General features: G+C 61.9%; 12 protein-coding genes. 2 read left to right on the plus strand and 10 right to left on the minus strand.

Going from position 1 to position 12,764, the window contains the following annotated elements:
* Window positions 1–3: 3 nt before the first annotated feature.
* From QN084_RS22385 to QN084_RS22395, 3 genes are read right to left on the minus strand one after another with little or no spacing between them, the layout of a single operon-like run.
* Window positions 4–1,143: an FAD-dependent oxidoreductase gene (locus QN084_RS22385; RefSeq protein ID WP_069694431.1), complete on the minus strand. Its 1,140-nt coding sequence runs from the start codon at window positions 1,141–1,143 to the stop codon at window positions 4–6.
* Entirely contained in the window at window positions 1,140–1,850 is a 711-nt protein-coding gene (locus QN084_RS22390; protein WP_069694432.1) for a class I SAM-dependent methyltransferase, read from the minus strand. Before QN084_RS22390 ends, QN084_RS22385 begins: the two co-directional genes overlap by 4 nt.
* Entirely contained in the window at window positions 1,847–2,983 is a 1,137-nt protein-coding gene (locus QN084_RS22395) for a type III polyketide synthase (RefSeq protein WP_069694433.1), read from the minus strand. Before QN084_RS22395 ends, QN084_RS22390 begins: the two co-directional genes overlap by 4 nt.
* Before the next feature lie 215 nt (window positions 2,984–3,198).
* On the opposite strand from QN084_RS22395, the gene QN084_RS22400 reads away from it, so the two are divergent.
* Window positions 3,199–5,592: an ATP-binding cassette domain-containing protein gene (locus tag QN084_RS22400; protein WP_021470514.1), complete on the plus strand. Its 2,394-nt coding sequence runs from the start codon at window positions 3,199–3,201 to the stop codon at window positions 5,590–5,592.
* 66 nt (window positions 5,593–5,658) lie between these two features.
* Here the strand turns inward: QN084_RS22400 and QN084_RS22405 are convergent, their stop codons facing one another.
* From QN084_RS22405 to QN084_RS22430, 6 genes are all read right to left on the minus strand, one after another.
* A complete protein-coding gene (locus QN084_RS22405) occupies window positions 5,659–6,636 on the minus strand; it encodes an aldo/keto reductase (RefSeq protein ID WP_069694434.1) in 978 nt (325 codons plus the stop codon).
* Window positions 6,637–6,959: 323 nt separating this feature from the next.
* On the minus strand, window positions 6,960–7,181 hold the full coding sequence (locus QN084_RS22410) for a hypothetical protein (RefSeq protein ID WP_069696870.1): 222 nt from the start codon (window positions 7,179–7,181) through the stop codon (window positions 6,960–6,962).
* Between the two features lie 106 nt (window positions 7,182–7,287).
* On the minus strand, window positions 7,288–8,526 hold the full coding sequence (locus QN084_RS22415) for an IS256 family transposase (protein WP_168529793.1): 1,239 nt from the start codon (window positions 8,524–8,526) through the stop codon (window positions 7,288–7,290).
* Between the two features lie 125 nt (window positions 8,527–8,651).
* Window positions 8,652–10,118, minus strand: a complete 1,467-nt coding sequence (locus QN084_RS22420; protein WP_069695977.1) for a site-specific integrase — start codon at window positions 10,116–10,118, stop codon at window positions 8,652–8,654.
* Window positions 10,111–10,464, minus strand: coding sequence for a helix-turn-helix domain-containing protein (locus QN084_RS22425; protein ID WP_014923526.1), 354 nt, complete (start codon window positions 10,462–10,464; stop codon window positions 10,111–10,113). Before QN084_RS22425 ends, QN084_RS22420 begins: the two co-directional genes overlap by 8 nt.
* Window positions 10,457–11,587, minus strand: coding sequence for a tyrosine-type recombinase/integrase (locus tag QN084_RS22430; RefSeq protein ID WP_069695976.1), 1,131 nt, complete (start codon window positions 11,585–11,587; stop codon window positions 10,457–10,459). The genes QN084_RS22425 and QN084_RS22430 overlap by 8 nt, the downstream gene beginning before the upstream one ends.
* Before the next feature lie 482 nt (window positions 11,588–12,069).
* Here QN084_RS22430 and QN084_RS22435 point away from each other — a divergent pair, with 482 nt between their 5' ends.
* On the plus strand, window positions 12,070–12,267 hold the full coding sequence (locus tag QN084_RS22435) for a hypothetical protein (RefSeq protein WP_031215957.1): 198 nt from the start codon (window positions 12,070–12,072) through the stop codon (window positions 12,265–12,267).
* A 72-nt stretch (window positions 12,268–12,339) separates the two neighbouring features.
* Here QN084_RS22435 and QN084_RS22440 read toward each other — a convergent pair whose 3' ends face one another.
* A complete protein-coding gene (locus tag QN084_RS22440; protein WP_021470536.1) occupies window positions 12,340–12,663 on the minus strand; it encodes a hypothetical protein in 324 nt (107 codons plus the stop codon).
* Window positions 12,664–12,764 lie beyond the last annotated feature (101 nt).

Raw genomic sequence — 12,764 nt, forward strand, 5'->3', positions numbered from 1 at the left:
TCGCTACCGCATGGTGAAGCGGCGCTCCACAAGTTCGGTGACAGGTCCCAGCTGCAAGGCGCGGGCAAAAGCTGCATTTCTGGCAGTCATGACGGCCGGCGGCAGCGGCCTTCCCAAGGCCATGTTCAGTCCGGCTTGGCGCGAGGCCCTTATCGCGGCACGACGCCGATCCTTCTCAACGAGCCGGAGCCTGCCTCCCACATCCTGTCCAGCCATGGACGCGTCCATGAGTGGCACCACAGCGGCTGCATCCAGCCATCCCAGGTTCATCCCCTGGCCTCCGATCGGGCTGATCTCATGCGCCGCGTCGCCCAGAAGGACAATACGGCCATGCACCATGCGGGGAGCCAGGCGCGCCCGCACGTCAAAGGCACTGAGCATGCTGTTGGAACTTTCATCCGGGAACACGCCTGTCCTGGCCCCCACCAGCGTTGCCAGGCCATCCGCCGTCGGAGTGATGGCCTGGGACCCCAGACGCACCACCCATCGGCGGACGCCGCCGGGCAAGGGAAAGGATTCGACGATGCCGTCGGGCTCCAGGTACAGGACTGCTGCGGGGCCGTGTCCCGTATCATCCGCGAAATCGCCCATCAGGTAGCTGTCCGGATAGCCCTTTGAATGAAGGCACGGCAGCAGCCGCTCACGGAAGGACGAGTGGGCACCATCGGCTGCCACCACAAGGCGTGCCCGCATTTCCACGGCGCCTTCCGGCGACTCCGCAACAACGGTGACTCCACCGCCGTCGTCCGTGGCGTCCACGACCCTTGCCCCACGCACGACGGCGGCCGGGTCCAGTGCGGCGACCGCTTCTTCCAGGGTCCGCTCCGTTACGGGCTGCGGAACTGCCAGGATGAAGGGAAAATCGGGATCACTGCGGAAGGGCAGCTCGGCAACCCGTTTGCCCCTGCTGTACGCCAGGCCTATATCGATCCGGACCCCCGCGGCAACCAGGGAGTCCGCAATCCCGGCCCGATCCAGTGCCCGCAAGGCCGGCGGATGGATCCCTATGGCCCGGGAACGGTTGCTCCTGCCGACGCGTCGTTCAAGGATCCGCACGGACCGGCCGCGCTGAAGGAGCAGCAAGCCCGTGAACAACCCGACGGGGCCGGCGCCAACCACCACCACATCAGGCCCGGCCGTCACAGTGGTTCATCCCGTCGATACACAAGGAAGTGGTGCCAGGGCCCGTTGCCCTCCACTGTCCACCGGGCCGGCGCTGCGTTCCGCAGTTCCGGGGCTGTGTAGCTCCGGGCGATGGAGATCAGCCCGTCGCCGCAGATAAAGGAGCCCAGGCCCAGAGGCCAGAAGCCGGCGGCGAACAGTGCATAGGAGAGGTTGCTGCGCTTGAGGTCATTGTGCAGGACGATGCCGGAGGACAGCGCTTCGGAATCACGGAGCATGCCGGCCAGTTGCTCCGGATTCAGGTGATGAAGCACGTGGTTGGACAGGACAACGTCGAATGCCAGCCCTTCGGCCACCAGTTCGGAGGTATGGGCACGCCGGTAGCTGACGCCTTTCACGGCAGGGGCCTGGACTGCGAAACCGTATGCCCGTTCGTCCGGGTCTATGCCGGTCACCTGCAATTCAAAGCCGTCCTTCGCTGCCCAACGGGCCAGACTGCGGGCAACATCTCCACCACCGCAGCCCACATCAAGCACCGTGGCCGAACCGCGTGTTTCCAGGATCGGCCGCAGCCGCTCCAAATAAGTCCGGCGCCAGCCCGAGAGCAGGTAGTTCACCACCGGAAACCGGGCATAGCTTCGGTTGAGCCTTTGCAGGTCGCAGTCAGGGCGGTCCATGTCCTCGACGGCGTGGGGGTCCCTTTCCCGCAGCGGCCCCCAAGGGCTCACAGGTCGGGGGAGACCAGCGTAAAGAGCCCCGTCTCCACGGTGAGGCCCGGGCCGAATGCCATGGAGCATATGCGTTCTTCCCGTTCGGCCGCGCGGCGGTTGAGCATGTGCTTGAGCACGAAGAGGACTGTTGCGCTGCTCATATTGCCGTATTCGCGCCAGGTTTCGCGGGCAGGCACGAGCTGCTCGGGAGTCAATTCAAGCTTGGACTCCACCTTGTCCAAAATGCTGCGGCCGCCGGGATGGATGGCCCAGTGCGTGATGTCCCGGTAGGGCTTCTCCGGGAGGCCGGGTTCCTTGGCCAGCAGCGGTTCGAGAGCTCCGGTGATGTGCTCCTCGATGATGTGCGGAACGTAAGTGCCGAGGACCATTTCGAATCCTTCATCACCGATGTTCCAGGCCATGGCTTCTTCGCCTACAGGCGTGAGGACGGTTTCAAAGTGGTCCAGCCGGATGACCGGTTCCGGGCCTTCGGGCTCCCGTGCCGTGACGATCGTTGCCGCCGCTCCGTCTCCGAAGATCGCAGAACCCATGATCGTGTCCGGATCGTTGGAAGTCCTGACATGCAGTGAACAAAGTTCGGCGCAGATGACCAAGACCACCGCTTCCGGGTCCGAGAGGCAGAACTGCCTGGCGGCGCGCAGGGCCGGGAAGGCGGCGTAGCATCCCATGAATCCCAGGTGGTAGCGCTGGACAGAAGGCTGAAGTCCCAGGGCACGGACCACCTTGTAGTCTGGGCCCGGGTTGAAGAACCCGGTGCAGGAAACTGTGATGACGTGGGTGATGTCCTCCAACCCGAGCCCTGGCGCACCGGCGACGGCTGCCTTCCCGGCCTCGATGAACAGCTTGGCCGCTTCGGTCGCAAAGATCTCGTTCCGCACCTTGGTGCTGGGGCTGAGGACACGGTTGCTGGCGGGATCGAAAAACTTCGGATTCTCCGGATGTGCGTCAAGGCTCAGTTCCGCTACGGCGGTGTACCGGGTGTCAATGGCAGCTGAGTCGAAACAGGTGGAGACCAAACGCGACCCGAGCCGCGTGAGGCCCGGTTGAGCTGCGAAAACGTCGCGGGCTTGGGACTGAACGAGGATAGTTGGCGGAACTGCGGTTTCCAGGGACCTCATGTATACCGGCATGCTTCATTCTTAGCGAGGATCGTCGGGAAGACAATGGCGCATCTCCGCCTGCTCCTTCATGGGCAGCTCCACCGCGGCCCATTACTCTGGAACTATCGTTGCCGCTACGGCGCCAACGAACGAGAATCGGACGTAGCCGCCAGGGCCGTCCGGCACGGGGACAGGTGACGCCGACGGGGGACTGTTGGGCAGCGCCGCCTACAGATGGAGAAACCATGAGCATAGCCGCGGGCACGGACACGGAACCGCAAACGCCGCACGTCGCTGACAGCCACGACCTCATCCGGGTGCAAGGTGCGAGGGAAAACAACTTGAAGGACATCAGCCTGGAGATCCCAAAGCGACGCCTGACGGTGTTCACGGGAGTTTCGGGGTCCGGCAAGAGTTCGCTCGTGTTCGGCACTATTGCGGCCGAATCGCAGCGCATGATCAACGAGACCTACAGCGCCTTCGTGCAAGGGTTCATGCCTTCCCTGTCGCGTCCGGACGTGGATGTCTTGGAAGGGCTGACGACGGCGATCATCGTGGACCAGGAGCGGATGGGATCCAATCCCAGGTCCACGGTGGGGACGGCCACCGATGCCAATGCCATGCTTCGAATCCTGTTCAGCCGCCTGGGCGAGCCGCACATCGGATCGCCCAATGCGTACTCGTTCAATGTCCCTACAGTCAAAGCCAGCGGGGCAATCACTGTGGACCGCGGGGAGGGCAAGACCAAAACCGAGAAGGCTACCTTCAACCGTTTGGGCGGCATGTGCTCCCGCTGCGAAGGCATGGGCTCGGTCAGCGACTTCGACCTGACGGCACTCTATGACGCAACAAAGTCGCTCAGCGAAGGCGCCCTCACGGTCCCCGGTTACAGCATGGACGGCTGGTACGGGCGCATCTTCAGCGGAACCGGCTACTTCAATATGGACAAGCCGATCGCCAAGTTCACCAAGAAGGAGCTGCACGACCTCCTATACCGCGAGCCCACCAAAGTGAAGGTTGAGGGCATCAACCTCACATATGAGGGACTCATCCCCAAGATCCAGAAGTCGATGCTGTCCAAGGACGTCGACGCGCTGCAACCCCATGTCCGCGCCTTCGTTGAACGGGCCATTACCTTCACTACCTGCCCCGAATGTGAAGGGACGCGCCTCAGCGCGGAGGCACGTTCGTCCAAGATCCACGGCAAGAGCATTGCCGATGTCTGCAAAATGCAGATCAGCGACCTGGCCCAGTGGATCCGCGGTCTTGAAGAGCCGTCCGTGGCGCCCCTGCTGAAAGGGCTGCAGCATCTGATGGATTCTTTCACCGGGATCGGTCTTGGCTACCTGTCCCTTGACCGGCCAGCCGGCACATTATCCGGGGGAGAAGCCCAACGGACCAAAATGATCAGGCACCTCGGTTCATCATTGACCGATGTCACGTACGTCTTTGACGAACCAACCATTGGGCTGCATCCGCACGATATTGAGCGAATGAATCAGTTGTTGCTCCAGTTGCGGGACAAGGGCAACACGGTCCTGGTGGTTGAGCACAAACCTGAAACCATTGCGATCGCTGACCATGTGGTGGACCTCGGTCCCGGCGCCGGAACCGGCGGAGGCATGGTGTGCTTCGAGGGCGATCTGGCCGGCCTGCGGGGGAGTGACACCATCACGGGGCGTCATCTCGACGACCGCGCGTCCATTAAGGCGGATCTCCGGTCAGCTACCGGCCAGCTCGAGGTCCGGGGGGCATCGACGAATAACCTGCAGAACGTCGACGTCGATATTCCTTTGGGCGTCCTGTGCGTCCTCACGGGCGTTGCAGGCTCCGGCAAGAGTTCACTGATCCATGGTTCGGTGGCCAAGCGTGACGGCGTGATAGTTATCGACCAGGGCGCCATCCGCGGTTCGCGGCGCAGCAACCCCGCAACCTACACAGGGCTGCTGGAACCGATCCGAAAAGCTTTCGCCAAAGCCAATGGCGTGAAACCAGCTTTGTTCAGTTCCAACTCGGAAGGCGCCTGCCCCACCTGCAACGGTGCGGGCGTCATCTACACCGACCTCGGCGTCATGGCGACGGTGGAATCCACGTGCGAAGAGTGCGAAGGCAAACGCTTCCTGGCATCGGTTCTGGAGTTCACTCTGGGCGGCCGCAATATTGCAGAAGTGCTTGCAATGTCCGTCGAGCAGGCGGAGAAGTTTTTCTCCGAAGGCGATGCACGCACGCCTGCTGCGCATAAGATCCTCGATCGGCTTGCCGACGTCGGGCTCGGTTACCTCACGCTGGGCCAGCCTCTGACAACGCTCTCCGGCGGCGAACGCCAGCGGCTGAAGCTGGCCACCCAGATGGCCGAGAAGGGCGAAATCTACATCCTGGACGAGCCCACCACAGGCCTGCACCTGGCCGACGTCCAGAACCTTCTGGGCATGCTGGACCGGTTGGTGGATTCCGGCAAGTCGGTCATCGTCATCGAGCACCACCAGGCAGTCATGGCTCATGCGGACTGGATCATCGACTTGGGCCCCGGGGCAGGGCACGACGGCGGACGCATAGTTTTCGCCGGCACGCCGGCTGAGCTGGTGTCGGGCAAGGATACGCTGACGGGCAAACACCTCGCAGCTTACGTAGGGGCCTGACAACGGCAGCACCATGGGGTTGCGCCGGGGACCCGAATCAGGATGTTCGGGCCCCCGGGCCGGCCGCTAGAAACCTTCGACGGCGTGAGGCACGTAATTCTCTTCCAGCCTGCGCATTTCGTCATCGCTCAGTTCAAGATCGACTCCGCGAACAGCATCCTCGAGATGGTTCGGCTTGGTGGCACCGATGATGGGGGAGGAGACCCCCGGACGATGCAGGAGCCACGCCAACGCAACCTGGGAGCGGCTCGCCCCACGTTCTTCGGCGATGGCACCTACCTGGTCGGCTATCTTGCGATCCTCCGACTCAAACTGCTGGTAGAGGACCTGGGCAAGCGGATCCGACTTGACGCGTTCGCTGCCAACATCCCAAGGGCGCGCAAGCTTCCCGCGTGCCAGTGGGCTCCACGGAAGCAGTCCAACGCCTTGGTCCACACAGAACGGGTGCAGTTCGCGTTCGTCTTCGCGGGTCAACAAGTTGTACTGGGACTGCATGGAGATGAACTGCGTCCACCCGTTGAGCTTGGCCGTGTACTGGAGCTTGGCAAACTGCCACGCCCACATTGACGAGGCTCCGATATAGCGCGCTTTGCCCGATTTCACTACATCGTGCAAGGCCTCCAGGGTTTCTTCAATTGGCACGGCCGGATCGAACCGGTGAATTTGGTAGAGGTCCACATAATCGGTGCCGAGCCGTCTCAGGCTGGCATCGATCTGCTCCATGATGTGCCCGCGGGACAGTCCGCCGCCGTTCGGGCCGGGACGCATGGTTCCATGGACCTTGGTGGCAACGACGACTTCCTCGCGTTTGGCGAAATCTTTCAGTGCCCGACCCAGGATTTCTTCACTGCTGCCAATCGAATAGATGTTGGCCGTGTCGAAGGTCGTGATGCCGAGCTCAAGGGAGTTTTTGATGAAGCTGCGGCTTTCTTCTTCCGGCAACGTCCACCCATGGTTGCCACGGTCAGCATCGCCGTAGCTCATGCAGCCGAGGGTCACGGCGGAGACTTCGAGTCCGCTGTTGCCAATCTTCCTGTACTTCAAATGACGTTCACCTCTGGTTGAATGCCGGTTCGTGGGACGTTGGTGGCCGTGCATCCGGCAAGTCCGAGCCTCGCGGTGCGGGACCACGCTGCTCCCATTCAACCCGAGGATTCCTGCAAACCCGGGAATGCAGGCCGGGTGTTTGCCTTATCCCTCGGACCCCTTCTACCCACCCTTGCTGACTGGCAGCGAGACGTGTTGATGTGGGACCAGTCGGCGCGATTGTGTTTGATAGGCGGCCTTCAGTTGCGGGGTGACGCGGATCCTTCCGATGCCGCCACCGAAGTCTGTGGAATTTGGGCTGTGCGTGTAGCTTCCGCTCTTCACATCCGCTTTTGGAAGTATCTGGCCAGGGGCGGCACCGCAACCACGGCGGTGACTGCCGCTCCAGCTGTCATGTATAAAATCTCTGCTTCTGGAAAAATCGCCCGGAGAATAAATGTCACGACAAGGCCAGCGACTAAGCCAGCAATACAGAGAAGAATCAGCTTTCGAAAGCCTCGTTCGTCCGCCATGTCGACCTCTCTGGTCACCTTGCTGTTCACCTTGGTAAGGAGACTCTCAGCGCGAGTTCAGCGTAGTGGCCCCATCCTACGCGGGCGAGTCTGAGTTGGGTGTGTCCGATAAACGGTGGATCTGGTTTGGCGTTCATTAGTTGATTCGGCCTTCGAATGCGATCGCGAACGCGTTCAGCGCCGGCTTCCATCTCGTCGCCCAGCGTGCCCTGCCGCGCCCGGTCGGGTCAAGCGAGCGGGTCACGAGGTAGAGGCATTTCAGCGCGGCGGCGTCGTTCGGGAAGTGCCCGCGCGCCCGGACTGCTCTGCGGTACCGGGCGTTGAGTGACTCGATCGCGTTCGTGCTGCAGATGATCCGGCGGATTTCCACGTCCCAGTCCAGGAACGGCACGAACTCGGACCAGGCGTTCTGCCAGAGCTTGCTGATCGCCGGATACTGTTGACCCCATTTCGCGTCGAACTCCACGAATCGCTCACGAGCGGCCGCTTCGGTCGGCGCCGTGTAGACAGGACGCAGGTCCTTGCCCATCTCTTCCCAGTAGTGGCGGGACGCGAACCGGAACGTGTTGCGGATCAGATGGATGATGCAGGTCTGCACCGTCGCGAGCGGCCAGGCGGTGTTGATCGATTCCGGCAGACCCTTCAGCCCGTCACAGACGACGATGCACACGTCCTCGGCGCCACGGTTCTTGATCTCCGTCAACACGCCGAGCCAGAACTTCGCCCCCTCCCCGCCATCGCCGGCCCAGATCCCGAGGATGTCGCGCTCCCCGTTCACAGTAACGCCCACGGCGATATAGAACGGCTTGTTCCGCACCTGGCCGTCTCGGACCTTCACCACCAGAGCATCGATGAACACCACCGGGTAGACGCGATCCAGCGGACGGTTCTGCCATTCGGTCATCTCCTCGATGACCTTGTCGGTGATCCTCGAGATCGTGTCCTTCGACACCGACGCCCCGTAGACATCGTCGAAGTGCGCCGCGACCTCGCCGGTCGTCAGCCCCCGCGCGGTCAACGACAGCACGATCTCATCGACGCCGGTCAGGCGCCGCTGCCGCTTCTTGACGATCTTCGGTTCGAACGACCCCTCACGGTCTCTGGGAACGTCGATCTCGACGGGACCGACCTCGGTCAGCACCGTCTTCGATCGGATCCCGTTGCGAGCGTTCTCGGCGATCGTGTTGCCGTGCTTCTCGTAGCCAAGATGCTCGGTCATCTCCGCCTCGAGCGCTGTCTCCAGCACCCGCTTGGTGAGCCCGTTCAGCACCCCGTCGGGGCCGACGAGGTCGACACCCTGTTCCTTCGCCTGCTTCAGCAGCTGCTCCGCGAGCTGCTGCTCATCGATGATCTCTCCCGTCACAGGATCGATCATCTCGATGACATCGGTCATCGCCCTTCCTTTCGGTCAGGCCAGACCAGATCCACCGTTAATCAGACAGTCCCTCTGAGTTCGCCCTCACTATCTTCACCAACCCTGGGTGCTGTCACGGTTGCTTTCTATCTCGAGATGGCTGATTTCAAAGCAGAGACGTATTGCGCATAGTTGGCTGACGAGTCGATGGCGTGGCGATCGATTGTAGCCGCGGAGTAGCCAAGTGCTTCGGCGATGATGGCAACGGGGGCGAGTTTGGTGAGTTCGTGAAGTGTTCCGAGCCTGGCTGCCCGACTACTGAAGGCCGTGCTGAGTCGTTGAGTGAGGGTTGAGGCTTGGATGTGCTGGCCGGGTGAGCCGCCTCGGAATACCCACTTGCTGTTGGGGTGCGCTGCTGTCTGGTGATGGGTTGGCGTGGCCGTGAGGTCTCGCCAGGGCTCATCGAGCGGTGGTGTAAGTGCGATTTCGACGGTTCCGAGGGTGATGGTGACGAGTTCCTCTGTCACTGTGACGTTGTCCCAGGTTAGTTGGACGATGTCGGAGACCTGCTGGCCGAAGACCAGGATGAGGATGGCTGCCGCGCGGTCTCTCGGGTTCATGTCAGTCGTGTGGCTGAGGTTGGCAACGATCTCGGTTTGAGCGGCCGCGTCGAGGCGCGGACTGGTGCCGCGGCGGTGAGGCTGCAGTTTCAGGGAAGGGTCGATGAGGTTGGTCCTGATTGCCCAGTCGAGAAAGCGTGAAGCGATACCACGTGTTGTGGGGCCTTCTGCCTGCCATCGGTCCAAGTGCGCCTGGTTCACTTCGGCGAGTTCGTTGCCCTGTTCGCTGAGCCAGTTCTGCAGTTCGATGGCGACGGTGACTGCCTGTTTGGCCTGCAGGAACGTTCCTCGGGTGACCTCGTCCATCTGGTTCATGCGGCGCAGGTGGTGCCAGCGAATGTATCGGCGGGTGATGTCGCGGTGGGCCGGACTGGTGATCCGGTCGAGGGCCTGCTCGGCCCAGTCGCTGAACCTTGCGCTGAGTTCATCGCGTCGCGGCAGCGCATTGTGTTCGACAAGTAGTCCGCGGACGTATTCGCGGGTGCGCGATGCCGGTAGTTCGTCGAGGCGGGCATGGGTGATCACAGGCTCGGTGGCGAGTTGTTGGAGGAACTCGGTGACGTGTGGCTGCTGGATCCAGGTGAGACCGCTGTTGGCGCGTTTCATGGACTTCAGCGCGGTGGCGACTGCCCGGAGCTCGGGGGAGGGCGGCTGGTTGTCCGGCGGGCTGAGGATCCGGTTGACGGTCATGGCAAGGATGCATGACCAGCATCGATTGCCTGAGTGGAGCTCGTCTTCTTTGCCGCACGCGATGCAGTCGACGTTGAGGCGGACGCCCGAGCACTTCCGGCAGGCCGACAGGGTGCCGACGCGACCGGGCAAGACCCCTTCGTGGCCGCAGGCGCAGACTCCGCGGGTTCTTTTGGCTTGCTGGTAGCAGTAGCCGCAGATTCCGCCGTCGGGCCAACGGACCGCGATTTTGTGGTGTTCTGCGCAGCGGGCGCAGGCTTCCGGCCATTTCGCAGGGTCGCCGGCTTTCCGGGGCCTAGTCATCTTCGTCCGGCGGCAGCACCCGGATCCGGCGGGCAATCGGCGCCCCGGGAGTGATGCCCAGGTCTTCTGGCCTCTTCGGGGCGTTGGCGGTCTTAGCGGCGCGCATCTGCACGTAGGGCTCGAAGAGGTCGTTCGGCGTGCATTCGAGGATGTCACAGAGTGCTGCGAAGGTCTGTGCGGGAATGCGTTCGGGTGTTCCGGTGACCAGGCGGTGGACTTGGGCGTTGGAGAGGTTGATGCCCCGGGCTTTGAGCAGGGGGAGCAGCTCGGTGGTCTTCCAGAGGTTGCGTTGGGCCATCAGTTGCCGGAGGTTCCAGCGGTAGCCGATCCGTCGCTGTTCAGCCATGGCTGTTCCCCTCGCCATCGCCGCTGCGTAGTCGCTGGGCGATCATTTTCTGGATGATCTTCTGTTTGAAGTCCGCCGACACGGAAGTATAGAGGGCCGTGGTGGAGGAGTAGCTGTGCCCGACCTGCTGCTGGATAAACAGAGGGTCGTAGCCGGCTTCGATCAGATGCGTCACGTACGAGTGCCTCAGCGTGTGAAGGGTCAGTTCTTCCGGGAGCCCCGCGATTTTCCTTACCCGCTGGAATGAACGGTCGAAGTTGCGGTGAACAGTCGAGCCGGAGCGCTCCGATGGCCACAGGCTGGCGGACCTGTCCGCGGTAGGGAATCTTTTGCGGCCGTCAGGGGAGAGCCAGTACTCAAGGAGTCCCACCACCCAATCGAACTCCGGGACGGTGAGCACGGTCCGGCGGCGGGGCCCTGAACCCTTGGTGCCCTTTGCCCAGCGCACCTGGAGCGCTCCGAAGCGGCCGAACTGTTCAACGTGCGGGTTGGGGCCGAAATCGACGTACTCAAGCATCACCAGTTCACGCCGACGCAGCCCGTAGGCATAGGCGACCTTGAACGCCGTCGAGTCCCTCAGCGCCGGCAGCCAGCGCTTTGAACCCTTGGCGAACTCGGTGTCGACCAGGTCGTCCGCGGCGTCAAAGAACGACTGCAGTTCGGTCCGTGTGAACGCCCGGCGGCGTGCCGGCACAGCATCATCGGTCGTGTGCCGGGGTGAGTTCCACTCGAAGACCACCTGTACCGGGATGTCGGAAAAGACCCGTTCGCAGAATGACGCCCAGCCATAGCGCCCGTCCGTCAGATAGGAACAGAACGCCCTGATGGCCCCGGAATTGGCCCTCAGGGTTGATAGCGCCAAGCCCTTCTCGGAGCTTCGCCGGTCAGCCAGGAACTCGTCCAAGTGATGCGCCGACCACGTCCACGGATACTCATTCGCGTGCTCCTGGAACCGCTGGATCGTTCCGCACGAGCTCTTGATGTACGACGTCGACAGGCCACGCGCCAGCATCTGAGCACGCCAGCCATCCAACATCGCCTCGAAAACACGATCCTCGGCACGCAGCAACCCGACATTCACATCGGTCAGAAAGACCGGAATCCGCCCAGGTTCGATACTCACAGACCAAACTGTACGCGAAAATCTCTCATCTAATGAGCGATTACGCCGCTAGCCCGCGCCATCACGCGAAGCCACTCGTTCATGCCCATCGGCTTCGGGGCCTCACTGCATTCGTCTGACCTGCATGAACACCAAAAAGCAATGTAGGACGAGTCCTCTCATCTACTTCTACTCGTCCCACTCAAACGCCGATAATCTACATTATGTAAAGTGCAGGATTAAGGATCCCCCACGGACTCCCCTTGACGCCTCGCCGGCACCAGGGTCTTTGACATGCAACCCCGGCACTGGAATAGTGAGCAGTTCGCCCTTGCAGACCGGCGATTCTATAGCTATGGCCGGAGGCCTCTGCAATGAACGACACTTCCATACACGATTTCCTAACGCACAGCACTGTCAAGACTTCGACGGATGACGGCCTGGACCTTACAGCCCTTTACGGCCTGTACGTGAGTTGGAGTCTCACAAACGGACACCAGCCGATGGACAATGGTGCATTCGTGACGGCGCTCAGGCACTACGGCCTGGAGCATGACGACAACCGCGGAAGCGTCCGCTTCTACCCGGGAATCACGATGCTGGATCCTTCCGCCACGCTTGCGACCCCGGAAAATCCACTCAAGATCGACCTCACGACTGGTGATTCCGTCGCGGATAAGCCGGACGCACTACCCGTCTGATAACGAAAAACTGGTGTGGCCCGATCTGAAAAGATCGGGCCACACCTGTTTTTGCTCTTTGTCGCACCTTTGTCAGGCGACGGCGTTCGGAACCTCCAGGAATTCAGGGGCTCCGATGGAACGCATGGGAGCCGAGCCCGAAAGCACGTAGTCACGCGCCGCCGGCCCCACCATCCTCAGGCCAACCAGAACCCAGTTTCCCTCGTATCGGCCCCAGTGCAGATGGTGCCTGCGGAGCATGGACCCGAAGGTCCTCTCAGGTATCTTTTCCAGGTTTTCCAGCCGACACCAACTGATGTATAGGCCGTAAAGGGTATCGAGGTCCAAGCCCTCTTCAGTATCTTCTTCCACAATTAGGCATTCCTGGAGGAAGCGTGCGAAATTGTCAGTGGCCATGATGGCCTCCAATGGGTAAACAAGGCATGTAACGCCGGGCTGCATCGGCGAAGGAGCCTATAGGCCCACGCTACGCATGCAGGACCCTCTCCACAAGGGGT

Source organism: Paenarthrobacter sp. R1, from assembly GCF_030264015.1.
GTDB lineage: Bacteria > Actinomycetota > Actinomycetes > Actinomycetales > Micrococcaceae > Arthrobacter > Arthrobacter ureafaciens.